This is a genomic window from Methylomonas defluvii (assembly GCF_033949435.1).
Lineage (GTDB): Bacteria > Pseudomonadota > Gammaproteobacteria > Methylococcales > Methylomonadaceae > Methylomonas > Methylomonas defluvii.
In genome coordinates, this window is sequence record NZ_JAXARY010000003.1 from 255,550 (window position 1) to 281,955 (window position 26,406).

General features: G+C 53.0%; 20 protein-coding genes and 1 pseudogene. 3 read left to right on the forward strand and 18 right to left on the reverse strand.

Features of this window, described 5'->3' with window-relative positions:
• Positions 1-14 precede the first annotated feature (14 nt).
• The 4 genes from QLH52_RS05465 to QLH52_RS05480 form a co-directional block, all read right to left on the reverse strand.
• On the reverse strand, positions 15-1,307 hold the full coding sequence (locus QLH52_RS05465) for an alginate export family protein (protein WP_033156208.1): 1,293 nt from the start codon (positions 1,305-1,307) through the stop codon (positions 15-17).
• Positions 1,308-1,338: 31 nt separating this feature from the next.
• Positions 1,339-3,099 carry an ABC transporter ATP-binding protein gene (locus QLH52_RS05470; protein WP_033156209.1) on the reverse strand — a complete coding sequence of 587 codons (1,761 nt, stop codon included), beginning with the start codon at positions 3,097-3,099 and terminating at the stop codon, positions 1,339-1,341.
• Between the two features lie 10 nt (positions 3,100-3,109).
• Positions 3,110-4,123, reverse strand: coding sequence for an ABC transporter permease (locus QLH52_RS05475; RefSeq protein ID WP_033156210.1), 1,014 nt, complete (start codon positions 4,121-4,123; stop codon positions 3,110-3,112).
• Between the two features lie 91 nt (positions 4,124-4,214).
• Positions 4,215-5,609 (reverse strand): CmpA/NrtA family ABC transporter substrate-binding protein, encoded by a 1,395-nt coding sequence (locus QLH52_RS05480; RefSeq protein WP_033156211.1) that lies wholly within the window; start codon positions 5,607-5,609, stop codon positions 4,215-4,217.
• Positions 5,610-6,230: 621 nt separating this feature from the next.
• On the opposite strand from QLH52_RS05480, the gene QLH52_RS05485 reads away from it, so the two are divergent.
• Positions 6,231-6,773, forward strand: coding sequence for a hypothetical protein (locus QLH52_RS05485; RefSeq protein WP_319960829.1), 543 nt, complete (start codon positions 6,231-6,233; stop codon positions 6,771-6,773).
• 326 nt (positions 6,774-7,099) lie between these two features.
• On the opposite strand, the gene QLH52_RS05490 is transcribed toward QLH52_RS05485, so the two are convergent.
• The 5 genes from QLH52_RS05490 to QLH52_RS05510 form a co-directional block, all read right to left on the reverse strand.
• Complete coding sequence (locus QLH52_RS05490; RefSeq protein ID WP_171695365.1) at positions 7,100-7,276, reverse strand: hypothetical protein; 177 nt, start codon at positions 7,274-7,276, stop codon at positions 7,100-7,102.
• A gap of 206 nt (positions 7,277-7,482) precedes the next feature.
• Positions 7,483-8,463, reverse strand: coding sequence for a response regulator (locus QLH52_RS05495; RefSeq protein WP_319960830.1), 981 nt, complete (start codon positions 8,461-8,463; stop codon positions 7,483-7,485).
• A 3-nt stretch (positions 8,464-8,466) separates the two neighbouring features.
• Positions 8,467-12,144: a PAS domain S-box protein gene (locus QLH52_RS05500; protein ID WP_319960831.1), complete on the reverse strand. Its 3,678-nt coding sequence runs from the start codon at positions 12,142-12,144 to the stop codon at positions 8,467-8,469.
• Between the two features lie 273 nt (positions 12,145-12,417).
• On the reverse strand, positions 12,418-12,549 hold the full coding sequence (locus tag QLH52_RS05505; RefSeq protein ID WP_319960832.1) for a hypothetical protein: 132 nt from the start codon (positions 12,547-12,549) through the stop codon (positions 12,418-12,420).
• 181 nt (positions 12,550-12,730) lie between these two features.
• Positions 12,731-13,432, reverse strand: a complete 702-nt coding sequence (locus QLH52_RS05510) for a hypothetical protein (protein WP_319960833.1) — start codon at positions 13,430-13,432, stop codon at positions 12,731-12,733.
• A gap of 465 nt (positions 13,433-13,897) precedes the next feature.
• On the opposite strand from QLH52_RS05510, the gene ftsH reads away from it, so the two are divergent.
• Positions 13,898-15,829 carry an ATP-dependent zinc metalloprotease FtsH gene (gene ftsH, locus QLH52_RS05515; RefSeq protein ID WP_319960834.1) on the forward strand — a complete coding sequence of 644 codons (1,932 nt, stop codon included), beginning with the start codon at positions 13,898-13,900 and terminating at the stop codon, positions 15,827-15,829.
• A gap of 125 nt (positions 15,830-15,954) precedes the next feature.
• Here the strand turns inward: ftsH and QLH52_RS05520 are convergent, their stop codons facing one another.
• From QLH52_RS05520 to QLH52_RS05555, 8 genes are all read right to left on the reverse strand, one after another.
• A complete protein-coding gene (locus QLH52_RS05520) occupies positions 15,955-17,319 on the reverse strand; it encodes a lipase family protein (protein ID WP_319960835.1) in 1,365 nt (454 codons plus the stop codon).
• Between the two features lie 2 nt (positions 17,320-17,321).
• Positions 17,322-18,506, reverse strand: coding sequence for a hypothetical protein (locus QLH52_RS05525; RefSeq protein WP_319960836.1), 1,185 nt, complete (start codon positions 18,504-18,506; stop codon positions 17,322-17,324).
• A 375-nt stretch (positions 18,507-18,881) separates the two neighbouring features.
• Positions 18,882-19,514 carry a glycoside hydrolase family 19 protein gene (locus QLH52_RS05530; RefSeq protein ID WP_319960837.1) on the reverse strand — a complete coding sequence of 211 codons (633 nt, stop codon included), beginning with the start codon at positions 19,512-19,514 and terminating at the stop codon, positions 18,882-18,884.
• 66 nt (positions 19,515-19,580) lie between these two features.
• Complete coding sequence (locus tag QLH52_RS05535) at positions 19,581-21,347, reverse strand: DUF2235 domain-containing protein (protein WP_319960838.1); 1,767 nt, start codon at positions 21,345-21,347, stop codon at positions 19,581-19,583.
• Between the two features lie 109 nt (positions 21,348-21,456).
• A complete protein-coding gene (locus QLH52_RS05540) occupies positions 21,457-22,269 on the reverse strand; it encodes a lipase family protein (protein WP_319960839.1) in 813 nt (270 codons plus the stop codon).
• A 53-nt stretch (positions 22,270-22,322) separates the two neighbouring features.
• A complete protein-coding gene (locus QLH52_RS05545) occupies positions 22,323-22,721 on the reverse strand; it encodes a hypothetical protein (RefSeq protein WP_319960840.1) in 399 nt (132 codons plus the stop codon).
• A gap of 71 nt (positions 22,722-22,792) precedes the next feature.
• Complete coding sequence (locus tag QLH52_RS05550) at positions 22,793-23,260, reverse strand: M15 family metallopeptidase (protein WP_319960841.1); 468 nt, start codon at positions 23,258-23,260, stop codon at positions 22,793-22,795.
• A gap of 32 nt (positions 23,261-23,292) precedes the next feature.
• Positions 23,293-25,047: a patatin-like phospholipase family protein gene (locus QLH52_RS05555; protein ID WP_319960842.1), complete on the reverse strand. Its 1,755-nt coding sequence runs from the start codon at positions 25,045-25,047 to the stop codon at positions 23,293-23,295.
• 493 nt (positions 25,048-25,540) lie between these two features.
• Between QLH52_RS05555 and QLH52_RS05560 the strand changes: the two genes are divergently transcribed.
• Positions 25,541-26,215, forward strand: coding sequence for a response regulator transcription factor (locus tag QLH52_RS05560; protein WP_319960843.1), 675 nt, complete (start codon positions 25,541-25,543; stop codon positions 26,213-26,215).
• An 89-nt stretch (positions 26,216-26,304) separates the two neighbouring features.
• Here the strand turns inward: QLH52_RS05560 and QLH52_RS05565 are convergent.
• Positions 26,305-26,406, reverse strand: a pseudogene (locus QLH52_RS05565) (IS110 family transposase); the annotation flags it as partial.

The window sequence follows — 26,406 nt, forward strand, 5'->3', positions numbered from 1 at the left end:
TGCGCCGCTGTTGCCTAGAAGCTGACGTTGCCTTGCATCCAAATCACTTGGGTGTCCGGGAACGCCGGGTTATCACTGTTAAAGTTCGCGTACTTGGCTAACAGCGAGTAATGTTTGCCAAACTTTTTCAGGGCCTGAAAATCCCATTCCTTACCGTATTCAATTTTGCCGGTATCGTCTTTAAAGTCGTGATAGACGCCGGTAATGATCAAGCTGTCGTTCATCGCTTTGTAGCTGGCGGTGGCGAAGACGTCGCGGATACCATTAGCCGGTGTAGTCAAAAATAAATCCGCCCACCCCTGGAAAGCGTGATTGGTGCCCAGCGGGGTTTGGAAAGATTTGCCGGCTCCGTAGCCGTTTAGCTGCTCCACGGCACCTGATACGGTCAGGTTGTAAGCACTGGCCCCCGCCATCAGATTGAAGCGGTCGGCCTGGTAGTGGTTGGGGTTGTCGCCGTAGTCCGATTGTTTGCTCCATTCGGCCGTGTAGATGGCATTGACAGTGTCAAAAAACTGCGGCGATTTGCCGTCGAAGCGCAAGCCGTAGGTTTGCGAGGAGTTAGCGTAGTTAGCGCGTTCGCGGTAATCCAGCCAGTATCCATAACCGATCAGGTTGCCCCAGTCATTAATCTTGTAATTCAGGTTTAAAAACGGCGCGTTTATCGAATGCGTTTCGCCGAATATGTTTTGGATGTGGTCGATATAGCCGACGTTTGCTGTCAGCCCGAACAAGGTCTGATTATTGTGGGTGATCAGAATCGAATCATAGGTCATTTCCATCTGCCGCCAGCCGACGTTACCGATGAAGCGGTCGTCGTCCAATTTGATGCGTTGCCGGCCGACTTTGATCAGGGTGTCGGCGATGCCTTTGTAGCTGATCCAGAATTGATTCAGCTCGTTGCGGGCCGGATCGGCAATGACGGCATAGTTGCGGTCACGGTTCGAGGTAGTACCGCCGCGGTCGTAGTCGGCTTGCGCCGCGTAGAGGCCTTCGTATTCCGCGTAACCTTGGAAATCGTGAAAAACCGGCGTCAGGAAACCCAGCCGCAGGCGCACCGTATTGGCGTTGGCGGTTTCCACCGGCTGGCCGCCCATATTGGCGGGTTTACGAACAGAGTTGTCTTTATCGACATTCTCCCAGCGGTAGTTCAAATCCATTTTTACTGCGCCGTTGCTGCCGTAATGGTAGAAATTCAAGGCGTCTTCCACCTCTTTGGTAATGTCGGCGGCGGCCGGCAGGCTGAAGAAGGTGAGTGATAATAGTGTCGCCGGTAACGTGCCGGTTGGACGTTTGAGTGTTTGCGGCATAAGGCCCCCTAGGAAAACAAGCGGTTATAAATTAATGGGTGTGATCGCATTCGGACAGGAAGGTCAGCAAGCTCTCCCGGTACTTGTAGTAATCCGGATGCTCCAGCAGGGCCTTGCGAGTACGCGGCCGAGGCAGGTCGATTTCTTGAATTTTGCCGATTTTGGCGTGCGGGCCGTTGGTCATCATCACCACTCTGTCAGCCAATAGAATGGCTTCGTCGACATCGTGCGTCACGACGATCGCGGTGACGTGGGTGCGTTCCCAGACTTCCATCAATACTTCCTGCAATTCCCAGCGGGTCAACGAATCCAGCATACCGAACGGTTCGTCCAGTAGCAGTAATTTGGGCGACAAGGCAAAGGCGCGGGCAATACCGACGCGCTGGCGCATGCCGTTGGACATGTCCCCGGCTTTTTTAAACATCGCATCGGCCAGACCGACCCGGGTCAGGTAGTATTCGACGATGTCCTCGCGTTCGTCTTGCGAGGCATGTGGGTAGACTTTATCCACGCCCAGCATCACGTTTTCGAAGGCGGTCAGCCAGGGAAACAGGCTAGGAGCCTGAAACACCACGCCGCGATCCGGACCGGCGCCGCTGATTTCCCGGTTATCCAAAATAATGCCGCCTTCGGATATTTCGTTCAGGCCGGCGGTCATCGACAACACCGTGGATTTCCCGCAACCGGAGTGGCCGATGATGGAAATGAATTCGCCTTTCTTCATTTTTAAATCGAAGCCGTCCACCACTTTCACGGTACTGTTGCCGTCCGGGGTAGGGTAGATTTTGGACAGATTGGAGAATTCCAGATAGCGGGCCTTGCCCAGATCGCGGGCGCTGGGTTTTAGCGCCGAGGTATCCAGCTTCCAGTCGTTACTGGTATTGGGGCGGACATCCGGTAGCTTGAGCTTGTCGCCAGCGTCGGCTTGGGCTTTTTCCATGCCGATATTCATCAAATAGCGGGTGATTTCCGCGCGCAGGCGTTTGAATTCATCGTTATGGTTTAAAGCGGTGCGGTCGCGCGGCCGCTCCAGGTTGACCGTAAAGGACGGGCCAAAGCTGGCATCCGGGCCGGGATTGAGTGGAATGACCCGGTCGGCCATGTAAATGGCTTCATCGACGTCGTTGGTAATCAAGATGACAGTCTTTTTATCCTGTTCCCAAATTTGCAGAATTTCGTCTTGCAAGTTGCCGCGGGTCAACGCATCCAGGGCGCTGAGCGGTTCGTCCAGCAGCAAAATATCCGGGTTGGCGGCCAGCGCCCGGGCCACGTTAACACGCTGGCGCATACCGCCTGACAACTCGGCGGGTTTTTTGTCCATCGCCCGGCCGAGGTTCACCATTTTGACGTACTTCTCGGTATGCGCGCGGCGTTGTTCCGGCGTCCAGTCCTTAAAGATCGCATCTACCGCCAGCGCCACGTTTTCGTAAACGGTTAGCCAGGGCATCAAGGAATAGTTTTGAAACACCACGCCGCGATCCGGGCCGGGTTCGGTGATGGGCTGGCCTTGTTTCAATAGTTCGCCGCTGTCGGCATGGATTAAACCCGCAATCATCGATACCAAGGTCGTTTTGCCGCTGCCGGAAAAACCGACAATGGCGATAAACTCGCCTTCGCGAATATCCAGATTAATGTCTCTGAGGATGGAGGTTTTGTCTTTGCCTTCTCCGTAGGATTTACAGACATTTTTTAACTCTACTAGCGGCTTATACGCATCGTTGGCGGGAACGGAAGACATAGCGGATTGTTTGTGCATGGAAAGTTCGATGATTTTGGCTTGGGCGGCGCTCATGACGGCATCCTCAGATTTTTTGGAACGAGAACAGGTTTTGTAACGAGTGCATTACCCGGTCGAGAATGAAGCCGATAATACCGATGGTAAATACCGCCACCATGATCCTGCTCAAGGAATTGGAACTGCCGTTTTGGAATTCATCCCAGACGAATTTGCCCAGTCCTGGGTTTTGCGCCAGCATCTCGGCGGCGATCAAAACCATCCAGCCCACGCCCAAGGATAGGCGCATCCCGGTAAAGATATAAGGCAATGCCGAAGGCAGAATGATGCGTTTGATCTGCGTGGCCCAATCCAGTCTTAACACTTTGCCGACGTTGACCAGGTCGCGGTCTATCGATGACACACCCACGGCGGTGTTGATCAGCGTTGGCCATAAAGAGCATAAAGTCACGGTGATGGCCGAGGTGACGAACGATTTGGCGAACCAGGAATCGTCGTCAGTGACATAGATGGCGCTCACCACCAAGGTGACGATGGGCAACCAGGCTAGCGGCGATACCGGTTTGAAGATTTGAATCAAAGGGTTAAACGCGGTATTCAACACCGGACTCATGCCGCAGATGATACCTAGAGGCACGGCAATCAGCGTAGCGATGATAAAGCCGGCGAATACGGTGCGCAGGCTGGTAAATATTTGGTCCAGATAAGTCGGTTTGCCGGTGTAGGGGCGGGGCTTGATTTCCGCTTTGGGGTCTTCGGCCAGTTTTTCTTTATTCCGTAATTCCTGGCGTTCGTAAAACTCGGCCATTTTGGTTTTTTCCGCATAGTGTTCGGTCACCAAGCCGCTGACTTCCGACCATACCGCGACCGGGCCGGGAATGGCGCCCAAACTGGTGTTGATGCGTGCGGCAGTGACGCTCCAAAATCCTAAAAACAAGATGAAAGCGATGATGGGGACGCCCATGACCAGCCATAATTGACGCATTTGTTGGGCAGGGTTTTCGCCAGCGGCGATTTTGACCAAGGGTACGAACCAAGTCAGGCCGGTGATGTTGAAAAATTTGATCAATGTATTAGTCATGTCTTTGCTCGCTTGTCTTAATGGTGTCGGTAAAAAGGATGCGTCCATGCATCAACATACGATCCTTGTGTAGAGCACCCACCAGAGTTTCTTAGTCGACAATCTTGCCGCCGGAGACGGTTTGTTTGCCTTTCAAGCCAATCGGAAATTTGGCTAGATAATCGTTAGGTTTGTTGGCATCGAACGGAATTTTGTCGATGAAAAAGTTTTGTGAAGGCTTGATGCCGGTGTCGGCCGGAAAATCTTCCGCTTTGGCTTTACCCTCGGCCACCAATTCTTTCGCCGCAGCCAAATAGATATCGGGGCGATAAACTTTTTTCGCGGTGTCGAGATACCAGTTATCCGGTTTTTGCTCGGCGATCATGCCCCAGCGCCGTAATTGCGTCAGGTACCAAACCGCACTGCTGTAAGAGGGATAGCTGGCGCCGTGACGGAAGAAGGTGTTGAAGTCGGGCAGGGAGCGTTTGTCGCCTTTTTCGTATTCAAAGGTGCCGTTCATGCTGGCCGCCAGTACTTCAACGTCGGCGCCCACATATTGTTTTTGCGACAACATTTCAATCGCTTCCTTACGGTTTTTGTTGCTCTCGGCATCCAGCCAGATCGAAGCGCGGATCAAGGCTTTAGTGACTGCCAGATAGGTGTTGGGATATTTCTCGGCCCAAGAGCTGGTCACGCCGAACACTTTTTCCGGAGTGTCTTTCCACAATTCCTCGTCGGTGATCACCGGCACACCGATGCCTTTAAATACCGCTTGCTGGTTCCACGGCTCGCCGACGCAATAGCCGAAGATGGTGCCGGATTCCAGCGTCGCCGGCATTTGCGGCGGCGGCGTGACCGACAACAAAGCATCGGCGCTGATCTGGCCGGAAATGTCTTGCGGTGGCGCATAGTAGCCGGGATTAATGCCGCCAGCCGCCAGCCAATAGCGCAGTTTCAGGTTGTGGGAACCGGCCGGAAAAGTCATCGCCATATTGAATGGCTTGCCTTCGGCTTTATATTTGTCCACTACCGGTTTCAGATAATCAGCCTTAATCGGATGCACCGGTTTGCCGCCCTCCATTGGCACATTGGCTTTCATTTGTTTCCAGATGTCGTTGGATACGGTGATGGCATTGCCGTTGAAGCCCATGCTGAAGGCAGTCACGATGTCGGCCTTGGTGCCGAAGCCGATGCTGGCCGCTAACGGTGCCGGCGCCAGCATGTGCGAACCGTCCAGCTCGCCGTTCACAACCCGGTCCATCACCACTTTCCAATTGGCTTGTGCTTCCAGTTGCACAAACAGGCCTTCCTCTTCAAAAAAACCTTTTTCCGCAGCCACCGCCAGCGGGGCCATGTCGGTCAATTTGATAAAACCGAACTTCAAATCTTCTTTTTCCAGTTTCCCGGCGGCGAAGCTGTGGTTGGAAAAGCCTAATATGCCCAGCGCAACCACCGAGCTGAAAGCGGCGGCAAGTGTCTTCGGGGTGAAAATGCGGTTCTGTTTCATGTCGGTTCCTGTCAATTGAGAAAAACGGGCCAAAAAAAAGGCGTCTATGTCCGACTTGTTTGCAAGCCTGACAGTAGACGCCTTTGTCTTTAGTGCTCAACAGTGAGCGGGGTTTGGGTTTACCACTCCTACACTGGAGTATTGCTGCTTACTAAGCAATGCTGATGCCAGTTTAATGACTCTTGTGATAACTATATGTAAAAAACCATTATAAACAGTGTGTTACACCTATTTTTGGTGAGTCTGTTTTTAGAGAAATTTGCGGGTGCATCTTGGCATGCAGAAAAATCATGCACTCTATTGATTCGGAAGTGCTTTTTTTGCACATGCGTGGTGCGCACCGGAATGGGGAGGCTCGCCGAGACATGCGGAAGAATTAGCGGTATTGCTAAGGTCGCGGGTCTGCGATGTAGGATTGGCCGGGCCGATATGAGCTTCCCGGTGGCTGGATAGGCATTTTGCCAGGTGTAAACCTGCCGGATAATGGCAATATTTCATTTAGGTGCACGAGCGAAGCAAATTGATACAATTCGTAGCAATGATGCTCGCCGTCTATGAAACAGAATAGGATGCAGCGAGTTTTAGGTAGACGAGTCAATCGAATTTAAGCTGGGGCGGATTATGAAATACATCGTAAAACAAATTGCCGATGACTTTATCTTTGAAGAAATGGAGCAGGCCAGGAAGCAGTTTGTCGAGGCGCTGAATTACACCATGGAAAGCGCTACGATATTTTTCGATAAAAATCCTACCAATCCGCTGGATTTTTTTATTGCCTACGATTTTCAGCAAAAGCACGGCGACCCGGTGGTGTATGGGTTTAATTTGCGGGATGAAATGATCCGAATTTTTAGTTTGGACGACAACAAAACCCATTCATCTCAATCAGCCCTGGCAATCAGCCAACAGCTAAAAAAACTGGCTGAGGAACTTGAAGAGCGTTACGACCCGGAACCGACCAAGACCATCGCCGAAACCCAAGAGAAAAAAGACAGACAATATGCCAGCAGCATCAATCGGTCTTACCGCGATGTACTCAGAGAAGCGCTAGAACACGACCGAGCCGAGCAATTGCGGAAAGCCGAGGCTGAGACTGCAGCGGCAGACGACGGCTATCAAAGGCATACGATTTTACTGGGCAGTAAGAGTGCGGCTAAATCCTAAGCCCGGTCCGTAAATATCGTCGCTCCCGCGCAGTCCGACATTCACGTGACAGCGCTTAGCTGCCACATCACACTGCTAAGCCAATTTCCGGCTGACAAGACCAAAACGGTATTTTGAAAACGCCAGACAAACTCACTGCGGATGCATTGATTAGAGAGGGACCCGCAGCAGGGTTAATGCCACTATTGAAACGTGTTTAAGCAACTGCTTTGCGCTTTGGAGTACCCAATACCCCATCAAACCAGAGAGGAACAGCCAATCCGCTGACTGTGCGTGGACTTGTCCTCACCGGTTCGAGTGTTGTGTTTGGCTAGTATGCTCTGCATTTACACCGACAACATCCAGCCGTTTGCATAAAAAATCTCAAACTCCCGGAACAGCACGAAGAATCTGCCGAATTTGATTTTGCCTGTCCCGGCTTCATTCAGATCGGCGACGGTGCCGTCGCCATACCAGTTACTGTGGATGACATCGCCGATTTGTATTTTTTCGTAGGTTTTCATGACGCGCCCCTGGTTATTTAATGACAAGCAGTACGCAGCATAAAAAATGCCAAAACTATCGAATTAAACGGGGTTTGGGGTAGCGGGCGGCCAAGCCTTGCAGGCTGCGGCCTGAGTGCGGAGAGCTTGATAGGGCCTGATACAGAAAAGCCGGTTTCCGACTGCGATCGTTACGGAAAATCGTCACCGATACGATATTTAGTAGCTTATTGGCCCCATGCGGCTTTCAGACTTAAGATTTCCGGCATTATCTCCAAAAACAAGGCCAGCAAGCGCGGATCGAAATGACTGCCGGCCATGCTTTGCATCGACTTTAAAGTCTCTTCCAGCGGCCACGGTTCTTTGTAGGGACGTTTCGTCGTCAAGGCATCGAACACGTCGGCAATCGCCACGATTCTGGCAGATTCCGGGATCGCCTCACCGGCCAAACCCAACGGATAGCCGCTGCCGTCCCATTTTTCGTGGTGATGGCGGGCGATTTCGGCGGCCATTTTGAAGACCGGATTGTCGCTTTTGTTCAGAATGTCGTAGCCGATTTGCGAATGCGATTGCATGATCGGCCATTCCTCTTCATTAAGCGCCCGTGCCGCTTTTAAAATGCCGTGCGGAATGCCGATTTTGCCGGTGTCATGGGTGGGCGCGGCCAATTCCATCATCGCAACTTGCGATGGCGTCCAACCGGCGGCGCGGGCCAGTGCCGCCGAATAGGCAGCCATGCGCCAGATGTGGTCGCCGGTGTACGGATCGTTATAGTGGCCGGCATCGCCGAGCATTTCGATGGCGGCGCGGGCGAGTTGGTCCAGCTCGTCTACTCGTACCAGCGATAAATGGGTTTGCACCCGGCGCAACACGATGGGGCCGGAGACCGGTTTTTGGATGTAATCGACCGCGCCGACATCGAAACCGCGCGCCTCGTTTTCCATTTCTCCCATCGCGGTAACGAAAATCACCGGGATTTTCGCGGTCAGCGGATCGGCTTTTAACTGCGTGCATACTTGGTAGCCGTCCATGTTCGGCATCATGATGTCCAGCAGAATAATGTCCGGTTGATGTTCCCGGGCGGCGGCCAAGGCTTTTTCGCCGTTGATGGCAAATAGCAGTTGAAAGTGGTCCTTGAGTATTTGCTGTAACACTTTTAAATTGTTCGGTTCGTCGTCGACCAGCAATACTTTGTAGCTGTCTTTCATGGCTTATTCCTTAAACGTGATCGCTAATTTATCCGCCAAGCGATTAACTTGGATTTTCGCGGCGTCGAAATCGAAACTATCCACTTCAAAACGGATGGCTTTCAGCTCGGTTTCGTCGAGAAACGCGCTAAGCCTTTGTAAAACCGGTTCGACGTGGTCAGGATTCAAGCTGTCCAGCGCGGTGTTTAATTGCTGTAAAAGGCTGCCGACCTGATCGGCATCGAAGGCTATTGCGGCGACGGCGACCGGTTTGCTCGGCAGTTTTAGTTGGTGTATGGCTGCAACAGCGGCGTTTAGCGCGGCGTCCAGCGTCTTGATCAATTCCTGGATATTTTGCAGGTCGCCGCTTTTGAATTGCGCGTCAACCTCGGTTGCCAGACCGGCGATAACGGTTAAGGCCAGATTGCCCGCCACGCCTTTTAACGCATGGGCGATGCGCCGGACCGCTTCCGGATTCTCCGGGTGCTCCTGTAAATTACGTAGTAATTTTCTGCCGTCCGCGCCATGTTGTTCGGCAAAATTTAGTAAGGCATCGGCATAAATCAGTGGGTCCAGCCAGGTTGCCAAACCTTTTTCGTAATCGGCGAAGCCCGTCAACGGCGTAAAGTCCACGGCAATTTTTACTGGTTCGGCAATATTCACGCCGGTGTTGGCAATGCCGTGCCCCTTGGGCACTAGCCGTTCCATCTGCGTTAATAAATCGTCGACATCGATGGGTTTGCCGACGATGGTGTCTATACCGGCATCCAGTGATTCACGGCGTTCATGGCTCAATACGCTGGCGGTCAGGGCCAGAATCGGGATATGGCTACCGCTGGCTTGTTCCAGTTTGCGAATTTGCCGGGTGGCGGCTATGCCATCCAGCACCGGCATTTGCAAGTCCATCAGAATCAAGTCGTAGTCACCGCTTCGAAAGGCGTCCACCGCTTCCTGGCCGTTTTTAACCCAGCTGACTTGATGGCCTTGTTGTTCCAAACGCAAGCGCGCCAAAGTGGCGTTGGCTTCTATGTCTTCCGCCAGCAATACCTTGAAGCGGCGCGGCGAAAAATAAGCCACGCTATGCACCGAGCTCACATCGTACAGGCAGTTTTCCGCGCTGGCTGATTCCGGCATATGCACGGTGAAATGAAACACCGAGCCGACCCCGGCTTGGCTTTCCACCCAAATACGACCGCCCATCATCTCGACAATTTGTTTGCTGATGGTGGTACCTAGACCGGTGCCGCCAAAGCGGCGGCTAGTGGTGGTATCCGCTTGCGAGAACGATTCGAAGATATGCTCGGTTTGTTCCTGGGTCATGCCTATGCCGGTATCGCTGATGGCAAAATGCAACATCTCTATGCCTTCCGCACGCTTGATCGTCACGCCTATGCTGCCGGTATCGGTAAACTTTACCGAGTTGCCGACCAGATTCAAAATCACTTGCCGTAAACGGTTCGGGTCGCCGACGAAATGGGTGGGCAGTCCGGCTTCTATCGCCAGATCGATACGCAAACCTTTTTCGGCGGCGCGTAAACCCATAATTTGCAGCGCTTCTTGCACCGCAAACGGCAGGTTGAAGCACACCGATTCCAACTCTACTTTGCCGGCTTCGATTTTGGAAAAATCCAGAATATCGTTAATCACACCCAGCAGATGCCGGCCGGAACTGAGGATGGTTTTGATGTGGCCGCGCGTATCGGCGGCCAGGTTTTGATCTTGCAAGGCCACTTCGGCAAAGCCGATCACGGTGTTCATGGGCGTGCGGATTTCGTGGCTCATATTGGCCAGAAAATTGGCCTTGGCTTTGGCGGCGGCCTCGGCTGCTTCCTTAGCCAGTCTGAGTTCCTGCTCGGCTTGTTTCTGCAGGCTTATGTCGGAAATAAAGCCGACAAATAGGTGCCGGCCCTCCGAGATAATGCCGTGCCCCACCGCCAAATTGGCCGGAAAGCGGCTGCCGTCTTTGCGTTGGGCGATGACTTCCCGCTCTATGCCGAGAATTTTGGCCTGATGGGTGGCTAAAAAATGCTGGATGTAACTGTCGTGCGCGGAGGCATCCGGTTCCGGCATTAGTAGCGAGACATTCTTACCGACGATCTCGGCGCTGCTCCAGCCGAACAGTTTTTCGGCGGCCGGATTGAACATCCGGATCAAACCGCTGCTGTCTATGGAAATCACACCGTTTACGGCGGTTTGCACGATGGCTTTGACCTCGGTGGTGGCCATCGCCACCAGTTCTTCCAAGTGCTCGCGGTATTTCAGCAATTCGGCTTCCGCCGCCTTGCGTTCGGTAATGTCGGTGATGGAACCGACCATCCGCACCGGCCGGCCCTCGGCGTCGCGCAACGCATCCCCCCGATCCAGCACCCAACGGTAGCTGCCGTCCTTGTGCCGCAGACGCAGTTCGGTAGTGTAACGCTCGTTATGTTCCAAGTGTTTGCGAAACGCTTCACTGGCGCGGGCTTTGTCGTCGGGGTGAATTAATTCGAAGAAAATTGATTCCACGTTCGGCAATTCGCCGTCTGCATAACCCAGAATCTTGTTCCAGCGCGGCGATAAGTAGTACTCATGATGCACGATGTCCCAGTCCCAGATGCCGTCGTTAACGGCCCGTTCGGCAAGCATATAGCGTTCCTCGCTGGTACGCAGGGCGTGGGTGCGTTCGGCGATTTTCGCTTCCAGATTATGTTGGGCATCCGCCAGTGCATCGGTCATGTGATTGAAGGAGTTGGCCAATTCGGCAATTTCATCCAGACCTCGGACTTCGGCTCGCACCGACAAGTCGCCGTCGCGAATGCGTCGGGCGGTACAGGTTAGGCGCGAGATGGGCCGGACGATACGCCGGGCCAGGGCGTTGGCGATTATCGTCGTCAAGCCGACAAAAACCAGCACGGTGAGCAGCATTTGTTTTTCCAGGCGCTGAATGGGGGCCAGCGCCTCGGCCTGTTCGATATGCGCCATGATGCATCCGCCGCCGATTTCCGGAATCGTGCGGAAACCATGAATGACGGCACGCTCCCGGTAATCGCTGGCCATCATTTCCGCGTTTTGCCGGGCCAGACAGCTTTGCATGGGTTGCGCAGCGATAGGGTGGCTATTGGCATAGCGCGGCTGGGTAACGAAAAAGCCGCTGCTGTCGGCCAGGAAAGATTCGCCGGATTTGCCCAAATCGGGGTGAGCCGTAAAAATACTTTGAATCAGGCTAACCGGATAGCTGATCAACAATTGCCAGGGCAGTTTGGCATCTTTGGCAATCACATAATAAAAACGTGGCTGGTCTGGAACCGGTTTGCTGAAGTCGGCCAGTTGTCCGGCTTGAAAATTTTTAAGGTCAGAAAGAGCCACCGGCTGCTCGCCGACGCTGACCGTGCCCGATTCGGAGTCGAGCCGGAAAAACACCGCGCCGGCAGCGCCTTCGGTGAGTAAATAGTCGTTTATGAAATCAGTGGCACAAGCGCGGTTCAATTGCTCCGCCGCCACGCATTTCATTAGCACCTCGGCCAGGAAGGCGTGGGCGCGGGTGTCGGCACGTGCCAGTACCAGTTTGAGTTGTTCATGGCGGTTATCCGCGACGCGGCTGACAATATTAAAACGATCCGTGCGGATATTGTTGATGGCAAACCGATAGGCCATGTAACCGACCGATAAAGTCGGCAACAGGATCAACAGCAACAGCAGGGCAATCAGGCGTTTTTGCAGCATGTTGGGCCTCCATGTCGGCAAGCAGGTTAGCCGACTTTATGCCATGGATGGTGGCGATGCGGCAATATCTTACGCCAGTCGACACTCACATAACGCTAAGATTCCTCGGGGTAGGGAATTGTCAAACTGTGGTGGTAAGGACACCTGGAACCAGAGAGCCCATCTTGTGATTGCTCCAAACTTAAAAGTCGCCGCTCCCGCGCAGGCGGGAGCAAAATTGTCGTAATCGATGCGCTCAGAGGCCCCAACTTTTGCGGAGAAAGCCTGCGCAGCTTATTTGCGCAAGGCATTGAAAAAACTACACTCGGGTGCGCCGCCGTTACTGTCGAAAAACACAAAACAATCGTTAAACCATTTCACAAAACGGTCGGCGTGTTCGGCGCTGCCGATCGGGTATTGACGCATTTTCCAACGATTGCGGGCCGAGTCGTTACGATAGATGCCGCCGGCGTTGTAAGCGGTGCCGGCTTGAAGCGAATTGCTGGGGATTAAGGTCTCTAACTAGACTTGCCCGGCGCATGATATACCCGCCGTATTTGCCGATCTGGTATTTACGCTCCGCGACTGGTCGGCGTTCTTGAGTTTTTTAGTCTACAGTCTCGGGCTCGCGCGGCTGCGTTGGCGGTTTGTTGATGCTCATCATCGGCGATGTCCATATCGGATGACGGCGCTCCTGACGGTAATAGGTTTCGTAAAGTGCTTGATAAACCATTTCGGACGCGGCCCAACGTTCCTTGCAAAAACTGGAAAGCATTAATCCTGAAACGGCGGCGCATACCCATCCCAGTAATAGCAACTTCTCAATAAACAAGACCACAGTAAAAATGGCCAGTATCAAAGTCAGGCTGCGCGCCAATTTGGATTGCAATTGCAGCGCCTCCACCTTGGCCACCACGGGGTTGTCGTTGTCCCTAAGCCTATCCAAGGCTTCGTAATATTGACTCAGCAACGGGTCGTTGGTGGTTAAGGCCAGATTTTGCGCGCGCCGATACCAACTATCCGTTTTTTGGCGTTTGCGGTTTCGATATAAATAATCGTAAGCGGTATTGAGTATGTCGTGCGACAAGCGCTTGACGACAAGGGAGACCGCCAGTGTCAACAGCAGAAAAATCAACGCGCCCGCCGTGCTGGCGGCGAATGGGTCAGGCAAACGTTGCAATGCAGGGTGAATCTGTTCTCGGTAATTAAAGAATACGGCTACCAAAGTAGCGGACGGCAGAGCGATGCCGACTTGTTCGACCGGGTCTGTGAAAAGTTTGCCGATCAGTGTATTGAGCGGGTTCGACATTTTGTCCCTCCTTCTAAGTTGGGAAAAATGAGTTGCGGGACGCGGTGCGCCCGGTTGCTTTGACCGTTGGTCATTAGATAGCAAACGCGACGAAACAGCAACTCAATTGATGAAGCGATTATGCCGACATTGGCTTATATGAAGATGTACGAAAATACCCATGCTTTGGATGCATTTTTTACTTTGCTAACGGCAAAAAATAGTGCATCGGACCTTAAATCATTAACCCGCGTCTCAAATGCCGGCGTTCGCTTGAAGCTGGGGGCCAGAGGTAGTTAATAACCGGATTTCCGTATATTTAAGAAAATATTTCCGGCTCAGTACATTTGCTTACTCGTTAAAAACCGGTAAAACTGGCGTACAGTGAACGAACAAAGAGGCCTAAAACAGGTATCCCCATTTTGGCTGGAATGGCGGATTAGGGACCCTGCAATGGCCTCGATAACTACAAGAGGGGAGTGCGTCATGATAGACCAGCAAAAACTAACCGAGCTTTATCAGACTTTTGTTAAATGGTTATGCGTGTTTTGGGCGTGGCTCAAATCGACGTGGCAAAGCCTATCCAAACCTAAACCGGGTACCGACCAGCCCGACGGCAGTGAGCCTAAGCGTTCACCGGTATGGTTATACGTGCTGTTGGGGATTTTTGTAATGTCGCTATTCGCCGGCGGCGAACGCATCCAGGGCCAGGAAATTCCCTATAGCCAGTTCTTAACTTTGGTTAATGACAATAAAGTCGAAAACGCCGTGGTTACTCAGCGTTTCATCAACGGCACATTAAAAGAAGAAGATAAGAAAATCGGCAAGCATTTCTTCACCGTGCCGCTATGGGACGAGTCGCTGGTTAAAAATCTGCAAGAGCATAAAGTGGAATACGTGGTCAGAAGCGGTGACAATTGGTTGAGCAATTTGCTGTTTAACTGGGTGATTCCGCTGGCGATTTTTGCCGGAATCTGGATGTGGCTATTGCCGAAAATGACCGGCGGAGCAGGGCGCGGCTTTTTGAACTTGGGCAATAAAATCCGTATTCAGCAGGAAACGTCTAAAACCACCTTCGACGACGTGGCCGGTGCGGAAAGCGCGAAGCAGGAATTAAAAGAAACCATCGAATTTTTAAAATCCCCGGAAAAACTGCAAAAGTTGGGCGGCCGCATGCCCAAAGGCGTGTTGTTGGTCGGCTCGCCGGGTACCGGTAAAACCCTGTTGGCCCGCGCGGTGTCCGGTGAAGCCGGGGTGCCGTTTTTTAACATCAGCGCCTCCGAGTTTATCGAAATGTTTGTCGGTATCGGCGCGGCGCGGGTGCGGGACTTGTTCGAACAAGCCCGGCAAAAATCCCCTTGCATCATCTTTATAGACGAACTGGACGCGATTGGCCGTTCCCGTGGCGGCCCGGCTATGCTGGGTGGCAACGACGAACGCGAGCAAACCCTGAACCAGTTATTGACCGAAATGGACGGCTTCGACGCCACCTCCGGCGTCGTGGTGATGGCAGCCACCAACAGGCCGGAAATCCTGGATAGAGCTTTGCTGCGTGCCGGCCGCTTCGACAGGCAAATTGTGGTGGATAAACCCGACCTGATCGACCGGGTGGCTATCCTGAAATTGCACAGCAAAGCCATGCAATTGGACAAAGATATCGACTTAAACACGGTTGCTAAACGCACACCCGGTTTCGTCGGCGCCGATCTGTCCAACATCGCCAACGAAGCGGCGATTATGGCCGCGCGCGGCGGTCGCGACACCGTCAACATGACCGATTTCGAAGCGGCCATCGACAGAGTGATGGCCGGCCCGGAAAAGAAAAACCGCATCCTCGGCCCGGACGAAAAACGGCGGGTGGCCTATCACGAAGCCGGCCACGCGCTGGTTGCGGAAAACGTACCGACCGGCCAGCCGGTGCATAAAATCTCTATCATCCCGCGCGGTGTTTCGGCGCTGGGTTTTACCTTGCAATTGCCGGTCGAGGAAAAATATCTTTCCACCGAAAACGAGCTGAAAGACCAATTAGCCATCCTGCTCGGCGGTCGCGTCGCCGAACAACTGGCGCTGCAAAGCGTCTCCACCGGCGCTCAAAACGACTTGGAAAAAGCCAGCGAAATCGCCCGCAACATGGTCTGCTATCTGGGTATGAGCAAAAAGTTGGGGCCACAAATTTACGGCCAACGCCAGCAATTGCAATTCTTGCCCGGCGATGTCAACGAGCAGCGCAACTACAGCGAAGAAACCGCACGCATCGTCGATGCCGAGATCAAGGCCTTAATTGAGGAAGCCGAGCGTCGCGCCCACAAAATACTCAGCGAAAAACGCGGCTACCTGGACAAACTGGCCGAGCTGCTGCAAGACAAAGAAGTCATTCAGCGGGAGGAGATGGTGGCGTTGATTGGCAGTAAAAATTAAACAAAACGGACTATCTGCTCAAAACATGCTGAGATACAGCCCTGTTTGCGTGCATCCAGTAGGGCAGTGAGGGATTCCGATCACCGTTTTATTTAGCAGATGAATGGGTTTAGCCTATTTCTGAATTACGGGTTATTCGGGTTTCCGCAGCGGCTGTCTCGACGTAACAACTGAGCATTAATCAGCTTTCGATAGCTAGTGGCGTGGTGCTGCAACAGAATGTCAGGCTGTTTGCCGATGGTGTAGCAGTCGCCGCCTTCCTTGACACCGAACACCGGTATCAATTGTCCGGCCAGCGTGTAATTCAGTGATTTGGCGTGGATTTCCGGATTGTTGGCCGGCGCGTTGCCAAAATATTTGGCTACGCTGGCTTTTACACCGGTGTTTTCAAAGTCGTCGGCAACGTGCCCGGTGAATAACTCTGCTATTGAGCCGCGCACGGCTTCCTTGGCGTCGCCAAAGAAATCGGACACATGATTCAAAATCCCGCCGACGCTGACATTATCTTCCGTCACGAAACGGGTGACTTCGGATACGGTTTCCAAGCTTAAAGGTACTTGCGGCACTGGATCGCGGTCGTTGTTGACCACAAAAGCGGTAGAACCGGCGATTCTTGCAAAATCTTGGGCAAACTGTAAGTTGCCGGGTTTGGGCTGTGCAAAGAGGTAGGATTTGAGTATCGGTTTGCTCTTGAGCGGCAATTGATAGGGGTTCTGGGGATCGACGGTGGCGTAGTACAAAAAGGCGTGGATTAGCGTTGCGACCGCAGCACCCTGACTGTGCCCAGTTACAGTAATTCGGTTTATCGGCTGCGTTGCCAAGCGCTGTTGCAATTGCTCGAGAATGCCTCGCTGCTGATCGAATAGCAGTGAGAATGCGGCGTAGGCAAATCCTAAATGTACTTCCGCACTCGGTGTGGCGGCAAAGGCGATGGGCAGCGAGCGGTTTTTAGGGAGTTCAACGCCGCCGAATGCCGGGATGGTGCTGGCATAGGCATCAGCCAGGATGCTGGTCCATTCGGCCACTGTGCCGCGAATCGCTATCGCAATGTGTCCTGGATCTTGCTTGGATTCTGCCATGATCCAAGCATTATTCAGTGGTTTGAGACCGTTAGTTTTGATGTCGTTGGGATTGTCGCCTTCACCATTCCAAGACCAAACTTTGTTCCAATCGGTGTTGCCTGGGTGGCGGCTGTCATAGACCAGCCGCCACCCATCGGGCTTGGCCTGAAATTGTCCCTCAGGATCTTTAAGCTTGGGATTGTTGCGGTCGTCCTGGTTGTTCAGTTCGATGCATAGCTCCAATAACGAAGCAGCTTCCGCCGCCGAGAACTCGGCTGGAATGACATTGGAAACCACAGCCTGATCGCGTAAGTTTTGATAGGGTGCTAAGGCATGCGGTGCGGGTGTTGTAGCACAACCCGAGACGAGCAAGGACAGGCCAAGACAAGTTAAAGGCAGCTGCGGGTGTGGGTGGGTAAACCATTTCATCACTAGCCCCCTTGTTGCGCTATTAAGCACCATTGACCGCGTTCCGTTATGTGGCGGGCGACGACGCCGGCGGCGGTTTCCGCCAGTTTGGCGACCGCTTCGTTGTTCAACGCACCCCAGGAGCCCCCGCGGATGGCCTTGCCAACTGCCCCGGCGACACTGGCTTCAGCTTTACGGGCCTGAGCTTCGATCGCGTGAAAGCCGGCTTCGTCGATGGTAATAGTGGCAGAGGCACCGTCGCGGCGGTCGTAAACCCAGTGCACCGGTTTGCCGAAATCTATGACGTAATCTTTCAAGCTGGCGGCGGCGTTGGTATTCGGCAGAACCGGCAACGGCGCGTAATGGTCGCGGAAGGCTTCCAAGGCGATACGCAAGGTGTCGGCGGCGATTTGGCTGTGGTCGATGCTGACTTGGTTGCCGGTTTCGACGATGCCGGGATAGCCGTATTGGGTACCGTCGCGGCCGACGAAGCCGAGGCTTTTTTGCGCCAGTTTGCCGGTGGCTTTGCCGAGTTGCTTGTCGAACAAGGCCAGAACTTTCTCCAGTTTGGGATCATCAGGGTTCAGCTTTAAAACTGACGCGGCTTGTTGCCGCAGCTCGGTTTGTTCGGCGGGGTTTTTAATGGCTTGGGACAACCATTGCGCGCCGCCTTTTATGAAATAGGCCTTTAGATAGTCCTCTTCGAGTTTAAGAACTTGCTCGGTGTCAGCGGCGAGCAGGGCGGTTTCGGTTTTCAGGCGCTCATGAAGCTGTTTGCGGTGCTCTGTCAGACCGGTTTTGATTTTGTCGGCCAGGCCGACAGGGCCGTCGAAGTGCGGCGAGGTGGTCAAGTTGTCCAACAGATCGGAAATCAGCGATGGCTTGCCAAGCAGATTGCCATCGTCCAAGTCGTGCAGTTTGTCGAGTTCGGCTTTGAGATTGCCTAGTGCCTTGACCAATCCGGGTTCGAGGCGCGAAGTTAAAGGCGCCATGCAGCCGACGAATCCGGCGGCGTCGATATGGGTTACCGGTTTGGGTAGCGTCAGATTCAACGCCTGTAGTTTGTCTTTAATTTTCTCGAAGGCCGGTAGGTGGCTTACCGCGGCCACTGGCGCTTTCGGCGTCTCGGCGCAGCCGACGACCAGACCGGTCGAGGCTGCCAGTAGCCAGGGTAACAGGCGTGTAGTGGAGAAATAGGCGTTGTCCATGGTTTGTCCTCATTGCATGAGTCATTATTATTTCGACAACCGATAAGGCCGTTGCCGAATCCGTTCCGGCGCGGCGCCATTCATGATTGCGTCGCGCCGCGTTTAGGTTTCGCGCGGATCGAGTATAAAAGCACTATTGAAAACTGTCGGCTGGCTTACATTTAAATTGGTGCGCCAGCCTGGGTTGCCGGGCCTCCCAACCCTTGGGCTTGCAATCCCAGGTTTGTACTTCTACGCAATCGAGAAAGGCGCACCGCCTAGTCTAGCTTCTGGGTAGGGCGCGCCGGGTGCGCTTTAGAGACGCCTATCGCAATCCGCGGCGACCTGCTCTAGTGATCGCTCAGTTGGCCAGCCAATGCCCGATCACTTTTCCGCTTACTTCACTAAGAGTTTGATCGATCGATACAAAGCCAGACGATCTTGTAAGCCGGCGGTGCCACCGTTGATTTTCTTCGTGATGGAAGTGAAGTCCTCGATATCGTTATCGTTGGTTTCATCGTCTGCCAATGCGTTCAAGCCGTGGCCGAACCAAAAGTAGGCCGCGCTCAACGCTGCCCATTTGGGTTCGATCAGCAATTCTGGCTGAGCGATCAAATCGACGCCCAGGGCCTTGCCAACATCCGCGTAGTTGCTGCGGCCGGTGATTTGAATCAAGCCCCGGCCGCGAAACCGGTAGCCGTCGCCCGAACTTTCCGGGCCGTTGCCGATGCGGTTGGCGTAGATGTAATTTGCTAATTTCTCTTCGTTGGCGACATAGGGAGCGGCGACGGCTTCGGTCGGAAAACGCTTGGGCCAGACCGCCACCAACCGGGCTGCCGTTTTGTAGTAAAGGCCTTCGGTCAAGCGGTTGAACTGGCTGGATTCGTGGCCGGTTTGCGCTAGAAAGCAGGCGATGCGGCCGGGATTGTTGATTTGAAATTGCTCCATGGCAGGATTCAACGCGCCGGCCCAGATGTCTGGGGTTTTGCATTGGGGGAGAGCGGTTTTAAGTAACGTGGCGTCTATCATATGGCTACCTCGAGTTTCTGTGATCGATAGCCGCCGAACTTGTGGTCCGGCGGCTTGGCTCTAACGCTATAACAGGTCCGTCATCTGCCGACAGATTTTGTCGAGCTTGTTGATCAGACGTTTTCGAGTTTCCCTCATTGCCAACAAGATCGCGAGCATCAGCACCGATATCCACGGATGAACCTCGATCACGTAAGTAATGAAGTTTTCGAAATAGACGGGCGTGACATAGCGAATCAGGTCGCCTAGCAAACGTAACGGCCTATTAGTCGCCGCCGCGCAGAATTTCGGCTCACTCTCGTCCCCGCAAGCTTGGTACTGAACCGAATCCGGCACGTCTAAGACTTTTTGCATGATGCTGAAATAATCGTTACCGGCCAGCGACGCCTTATCGCAGGTTGGATTGCCGGATTCGATGTGAATTCGGGCAATTTGAACATGGGTTGCTTCGCAGTCGTTTAGCGCGATAACAGACTCGGGCGGATTTTTCCAAAAAACACCGGCGACGATGATGATCAGCATCGTGATTTCAACGAACGCTCGATACAGGTATTTCCGGGATTGAATGATTTTATTGCCGGCCACCTCTAGCTTAGGCCAATCCGGTTTGTTTTCGTGCTGCGGTTTAGCGTGGTTTTCGAGGGCATCGGTGGTAAAGCGTTGTAGCTGGCCGGATGCATCAACCACATCGACCACATCGAAGCGGGCCGGCATACCGTCCGGCGCGTAGCCTTCGCTGAATTCTTTAAGTTTGCGGTAGGCACTGAAATGCACGGCGATATTGCCCTTCAGCATCAGTTCGCCGGTATCGGGGTCCAGCGATAGGGCGCGCAGATTGCGCGGCCCGTAACGGTAATACAAGCCAATGCCGTCGCGAGAGTCGTACAGTTTGTCGTAGACGTTGGCGCTTTCCCGATACGAGGTCAGCACGTCGTCATAAACAATCAGTCCGTGTGCCATAGCTTTTTCCAGCATCCAGACCAGCGCGACATCCGACATGCCTGTGCGCGGGTAACCGCCGCCGACGTTGGAATGCACGCCGGCAAACCAGACCTGTTCGACAGTGTTGTTGAAATGGCGCTCATCCCAGACCAGCGGGTGAAAGGTTTGCCGCTCGTCGTCTATCGACAATGCGTGATAGGCGTTTTGTATCGAGTTATTTAGTTTGAAGTCGTAGAAGTTATGCGCCAGTTTCGGGAATTGGTCTGTGAATTTATCCAACGCACCGAAGAAGTATTCGAGTGCCCAACTGAAATCTTTCGGGAAACCCAACGCCGATACCGTATCCCAGACACCGATAAAATGAATCGCTAAATTGCCGCCGGGCGCGTAACCGTCACCGGCAAGCGCGTATTGGTCCTTGAAGGCTTGCTGCTTGGCGGTGTCCTTACTTCGGTAACAAGCAAAAGCTTGGTTGACCAAGTCTTCGAACCGGTCGGAATCAAAGCCGCTAGGCCCTTGGGCATGGCGGATATCGACCAAGCCGCACGCATTCAGAAACCCGGCAAAGGCGCGTACTGTCGCTGCACCCCGGCTGAAACCGAATAAAAAAATCTTGTCGCCCGGTTTATAGCTGCGGGCCAGGAAGTGATAAAGATGCAAGACATTGTCGCGAAAACCGAAACCGAACGCGCCGGACATGGCGGTCCAATATTTGTTTTTGCTGGTGTCGCTTTTGTCGGTGCCGACGCCCTGGTCGTAGAAGGTATATTGATGGGCGTTGCCGCTGGTGACGTCCACGGCCTTATAGGTTTTGTACACGTTGCTGTCGCTACCGTACCCGCCTTTGTTGCCGGTGCCGTCGGAACAGAGAACGATGTTTTTAGTGCTCATGGTATACCTCTCTTGAATTGGCGGATTTGCCGTTATTATTATTGACCGAGGCCTTGCTTAAACTGTCCCATATGTACATTCCGACTCGGCAACTGCGTTTGCCTGGGGATCATAAATTCTTCTCGATATTTTGAATATATCGGTCGATAAAATGATGTTCGATAAAGGATGGAATCAAATCCAGTTTCTGGTTTAGTGAGCCTTTAATCCGTTCCATGAATTTAAACCAGTAACCGACATCCTCGTGTAATTTGCCTTCCGAATCGAAGAAGCGAATACTGCCGCCTTCCTGATATTTGTTTAGCCGGTCGGGTACGCGCGGCACGATGTCGTTATCGTTAACAAAACGGAAATAGCGCGACTTCAGGGCTTGGTCCAGTTCGGTGACGAAGCGGCGGTCGCCGACCCGTGGCTGGCCGAAGGTATACAAACCGTTGATGGATTTGTAGATGCGTTGATCGATGTCCAGCGTCAGACGCGCCGCCGCCAGCATCGCCAACGCGCCGCCCAGGCTATGGCCGGTCAGCCACAACGACTGGCCGTATTGATGGACGCTTTCCAGGGTATCGATCAAGGTATCCCAAATGGCGTCGAGAGCATCGTCGAAGCCGGTGTGGATATTGCCGTGCGCCGTCGAGCGGAATGCCATCTTGGCGTCGGCGCACCAATCTTCCGGTACTTTTTCGGTGCCGCGAAAGGCAATCACGATGACGCTGCCGCTGTGGGCAATAAAGGCCTGGGTATCCTGGCTGGAGCTGGCGATTTTGCTGGCGTCGATAAATCGGCCGTTAAAGCCTTGCACCGACAGTTTGTTCAATACCTCGGGCTCCTCCGCGTAAGCTAGCCGAGACGATAATGCCAGCGCATAGGCGTTCGGTAGCGAAAACTGGGTGTTGTTGGGTTCTATAGTGAGTTGTTTCATTTTGATCACCAAAGGTTGGAGTGTTGGCCTATCGCGATAGTCAAATTCAATCACTAGGCAGTTCGCCGAATGTCCACCAACATTGGCGTATCGTGAACTCGGTAGTTATTGCAGTAAAATAGCCACAAATCGTTGGCGAACAAACTGAGCTTGCCGTTCGCTGTCATCGTGACTTCGGCTGATGCGCCTATCGGAAAATTGTTCTTTTCATTCTCGTCGATTGCACCGCACAAGTAAAACAAGTCGTAGTCCGGTAAACGGCTAAATCGTGCCACATAGCGAGTCCAGTCTTCTCGCCAACCCGTGGGGCCGCAAATATGCGAAGCATCCCGCCAACTGCCGGATGCAGTAAATTGATATTTCTCACCAACAGCAACGTCCAAGCCGGTGGGGTAATAGCGGTGATGAGGATCAACGTCTACTTGATGGGTGTGGTTGGGTTCTAATTTCATGCTTGCTTAGGGTTTAATGTTCAAAAGTCAGCGGATGGTATGTAAATGTCGGTAGCCGTGCAGCCAAGGCGTTACGGATATTTTGCTTTTGGCAACTCGAAATGCGGACCGTCAATGAAGGCCTTTTTCCCTGCCTTTTTACGTAATGCCGTGTAATCGGCAACCAAGTCTTCCGGCGCTTCGTCGGTATTGGTTAAAGTGACATCCCAGGCACCACCCCAGCGGATCGGCACATTCAGTTCTTTCGCGGCAGTGCGCACCGCGTCGGCAATTTTGTAAATAGGCTCCCACTCCCAACGCAGTTTGCCGTTGATATACGGTACCAAATCGACCGCATGTCCGGTGATGTGCCGGGAATCCAACGTCTGGGACGCGCCGGATTGAACCAATTTTTGCTGTTCGGCCAGTGTCCTAATGCCGTCGTGAACGGAGAAGTCCTGGCTGGTGAGTTCTATGGCCCGTTTGACAACGGCCACCAAATCGGCATGGACGCCGTTAAGTTCTTTAAGGGATTTTTCACCCAATTTAAATCCGCTCATGATGGCTCCTTGAAAGTTGTTAAATGATGAATTTACAGCCCCCACTCTCGCAAAGCCGTTTTTAACCAATCGTTGATTTTGGTTTGTAAACCGTCCTTGGAATTTTCGAACAAAGGGGCCAGATAGAGCTGGGGAAATACACCGTGCGGACTAATGCGGCCTTTGGCTTTTTCAATCAAACGGGCGATACGTTTTGCCAAGGGGGCTTGAAAATCGGCGGCATCCAAGTCAAATTCGTCTTTTGGATAAGGCTCTGTCTGCTCGGGAAACTGGCTGCTACCGCAAATAGGAATTAAGCTAATTTTACCGTTTGAAATTAATGAGCTGGCAGTATGAGCGTTTGCCCAGTCTTTGACCAATAAATTGGAAACCGGCAAATTGAAGGTGCTAATCAGAAAGTCCTGGCAGTTTTTACGGCCCAACAAGAAATCGTGACGGCGGAAACGCTCACTTAAAAAGCCACCAAAAGCAGAAGCACATGCCGTGGCGATGGACTTACCCCCTGCGACCTCGCCGTCGCGTTTGGCGGTAATCATAAAACGGCTGAAAATGTTGCTGTCCGCAGCCAGCATCAGATCGCGGCTATCGTAGCGGACCTGATTTTTCCAAGCACTCAGCAGGGGGGGAATCGATTTCAATAGCTCGGGCTGATCCTTTGGACCCAGCGAAGCCTGGTCGGCAAAGGGATCAATCAAAATCAAGGCGCGATGTGCATCATCGCCGCCACGAGGGTTGGAATTTAAAAAACCTGCCAGTGCGGATCGGCACAATTCGATAGGTTCGTTGTTGGTCATGCCGCCGTCGGCGGCGGCAAAATGGTACTCATCAGCGACGACGTCGGCGACCATGCCCTGAGAAGTAGTGATCGGCTCAACAGCCAATTCGGTCCAGATCGGGTCGATATGGCGAATGGGATCATTCGAATTAGGCAAGATAATGGCGCGGTAGCGATAATGCGTGATCGGTCGTGACAAAGCGCGCAACGGAAATCCGAGCGGGAAAGCAGAGGTACCCAAAGCATATTGCACGGCCTGATCCCATGGAATGGCGTTTTTTGTGTTGCCGCCTACCGTAAACTCATCCGGGCGAACCTGATAATTAGGATTCAGCCCTTGACTAAAAACTGCCATCCGCACATGGTCGGCATGATTGACGTATTCCTGCTGCAGGCCATTATCGCCCATGTCGATCCGGTAAGGGATGCCGCGCAAGTTGGTCAGGGTCAGATAAATTGGTAGCGGATTTTCGATAAACTCGCGGGTTTTGGCTTTGAGCGTCAGGCTGGGGAAGGCCTTGTCAAAATTGGCGATCATCCAAGCGCAGTTATCGAGCACACGTGCATTCAACAAGGAAACCGTCGGCTCCGGGCCTTCGATATCAGCGGTATCCAGCATTTTATGAATATCGACTTCCTTGACCCAGATTCGGTAGAAAGGGTTAGCTTCTTGATCGCTAGGGCTTGACGCTTTACGAACCGGCGGAAAATCGAAGGACAATGCTCGCGCTAACAACGCAGCCGTGACCCCACCACCGGAAGTGCCGGTCACCACTTTGAGTTTGACCTTCCAGTCCGGTACGTCTTCACCGTTTTCTTTAGCGGTTTGCCAGTTGTCCAACGCTTCGATCAGGAAATCGATTACGCCTGCGGTATAGGCGCCTGACGACACCGTACCGCCCATGACCAACCCAATTTCGAAGGTTTTCGAGGCGGGGTCGTATTTGACAACATCGGGGAAGCATTGGTCGAAATCTGTTGGTTTTCCTTGCAGATCTTTGAAATTGGTCATGGTACCGTTGCCCTGTTAATGTCCGCGTAGAAATTAATATTAAATGAAAAAGATCGAAACTTTGTTTGCCAATAAACTCGAAATTACACGATAAAACCCAGTCGGGTAAGGTCTTGATTGCTTTGCCGCCTCTTTTATTAACCCGGTCCTTAGATTCCCTGGTTCCCTCATTCCCGCGGAAGCGGGAACCCACCTTGAAAATTGGGCCCCGCATACGCGGGGCGGCTATATTTGAGCGCCGGTTTAATAATAGCTTTTGAGTGCTTGCTCAGCCAGATGTGATAGCCGTGAGCACAGGCTAAGTCGAGCCGGCAGCCAAGTTGGCGATGGATACTTGCCATGTCGGTGCCTCTTTGGTTTTGCCTATAAGGATTCTGGCCCAACGCAATTCCCACTGCCACTTGTTTTCCGTACTAGTACAAGTGTACTGGGTCTATTGCGGGCTGTACGGGGTTACAATCCGCCAATCAGGCTTGCTACGGGGATGAAGACTGTGAATATTTTGTTAATTGACGACCACTTTTGCGCGCGCGAAGGGGTGGCCTGTTTGTTGAAACAGATTTACCCGGACGCGCAGGTCTTTGAGGCGGAGAGTTTCGCCGCCGGTCTGGCGATTGCGCGGGTTCAGACTTTGCATTTGGTATTGCTGGACTTGCAGTTGCCGGATCGAAGTGGTCTGGACGGTTTAACCGAGCTGAAACAGGTGTTTCCGGATTTGTGCGTGGTGATGTTCTCCGGGGTGGAAGACCGGGACGTGGTATTTCAAGCCCTGAAATCCGGAGCGATGGGGTTTGTGGTCAAGACTGTGTCGCGGCAGGCCTTTGTCGAGGCTTTGCGCGACGTGTTGTCCGGCAAGGTGTATTTGCCGGCGGCTATGGCTGGTAAGCCGTCGGTAGCCGCAAGCAGTGACGACTCAATGTCCGGCATTCAGCCAAAAACCAGTCCGACCAGCTTGGGACTGACGCCGCGCGAATTTGAGATTCTGCGTTGGATTGCCTGCGGGCATACCAATAAGTCGATTGCCAAGCGGTTAAACATTCAGGAGCAGACGGTCAGGAATCATTTGCGGCCTATTTTCCAGAAATTCGGGGTGTCACGGCGGACCGAATTGCTGGTGAAGTTGTTCGAGCAAGGGATTGTGTTTGGGTTGACCGGAGCAGGATTGTAGAAAATCTCCCCCTTTCCCCTATTTTTATAAATGGGGGGAATTGGCAGCGTTTTTGCGGTTGCGTAGAGACGTAGATACTGTTATCCAAGTCAAGCCAAATGAATAGCCGAATCGAAGGGTTTGGCGGATTTTAAGACGCCGAACGCCACATGAATCAATTTTCGCATCATGGCGCCGATAATGAGTTTATT

Excerpts from the sequence above, each read along its gene's own strand:
- QLH52_RS05465 (WP_033156208.1), bottom strand. The coding sequence starts at position 1,307 with ATGCCGCAAACACTCAAACGTCCAACCGGCACGTTACCGGCGACACTA.
- QLH52_RS05470 (WP_033156209.1), bottom strand. The coding sequence starts at position 3,099 with ATGAGCGCCGCCCAAGCCAAAATCATCGAACTTTCCATGCACAAACAA.
- QLH52_RS05475 (WP_033156210.1), bottom strand. The coding sequence starts at position 4,123 with ATGACTAATACATTGATCAAATTTTTCAACATCACCGGCCTGACTTGG.
- QLH52_RS05480 (WP_033156211.1), bottom strand. The coding sequence starts at position 5,609 with ATGAAACAGAACCGCATTTTCACCCCGAAGACACTTGCCGCCGCTTTC.
- QLH52_RS05485 (WP_319960829.1), top strand. The coding sequence starts at position 6,231 with ATGAAATACATCGTAAAACAAATTGCCGATGACTTTATCTTTGAAGAA.
- QLH52_RS05490 (WP_171695365.1), bottom strand. The coding sequence starts at position 7,276 with ATGAAAACCTACGAAAAAATACAAATCGGCGATGTCATCCACAGTAAC.
- QLH52_RS05495 (WP_319960830.1), bottom strand. The coding sequence starts at position 8,463 with ATGAAAGACAGCTACAAAGTATTGCTGGTCGACGACGAACCGAACAAT.
- QLH52_RS05500 (WP_319960831.1), bottom strand. The coding sequence starts at position 12,144 with ATGCTGCAAAAACGCCTGATTGCCCTGCTGTTGCTGTTGATCCTGTTG.
- QLH52_RS05505 (WP_319960832.1), bottom strand. The coding sequence starts at position 12,549 with ATGCGTCAATACCCGATCGGCAGCGCCGAACACGCCGACCGTTTTGTG.
- QLH52_RS05510 (WP_319960833.1), bottom strand. The coding sequence starts at position 13,432 with ATGTCGAACCCGCTCAATACACTGATCGGCAAACTTTTCACAGACCCG.
- ftsH (WP_319960834.1), top strand. The coding sequence starts at position 13,898 with ATGATAGACCAGCAAAAACTAACCGAGCTTTATCAGACTTTTGTTAAA.
- QLH52_RS05520 (WP_319960835.1), bottom strand. The coding sequence starts at position 17,319 with ATGAAATGGTTTACCCACCCACACCCGCAGCTGCCTTTAACTTGTCTT.
- QLH52_RS05525 (WP_319960836.1), bottom strand. The coding sequence starts at position 18,506 with ATGGACAACGCCTATTTCTCCACTACACGCCTGTTACCCTGGCTACTG.
- QLH52_RS05530 (WP_319960837.1), bottom strand. The coding sequence starts at position 19,514 with ATGATAGACGCCACGTTACTTAAAACCGCTCTCCCCCAATGCAAAACC.
- QLH52_RS05535 (WP_319960838.1), bottom strand. The coding sequence starts at position 21,347 with ATGAGCACTAAAAACATCGTTCTCTGTTCCGACGGCACCGGCAACAAA.
- QLH52_RS05540 (WP_319960839.1), bottom strand. The coding sequence starts at position 22,269 with ATGAAACAACTCACTATAGAACCCAACAACACCCAGTTTTCGCTACCG.
- QLH52_RS05545 (WP_319960840.1), bottom strand. The coding sequence starts at position 22,721 with ATGAAATTAGAACCCAACCACACCCATCAAGTAGACGTTGATCCTCAT.
- QLH52_RS05550 (WP_319960841.1), bottom strand. The coding sequence starts at position 23,260 with ATGAGCGGATTTAAATTGGGTGAAAAATCCCTTAAAGAACTTAACGGC.
- QLH52_RS05555 (WP_319960842.1), bottom strand. The coding sequence starts at position 25,047 with ATGACCAATTTCAAAGATCTGCAAGGAAAACCAACAGATTTCGACCAA.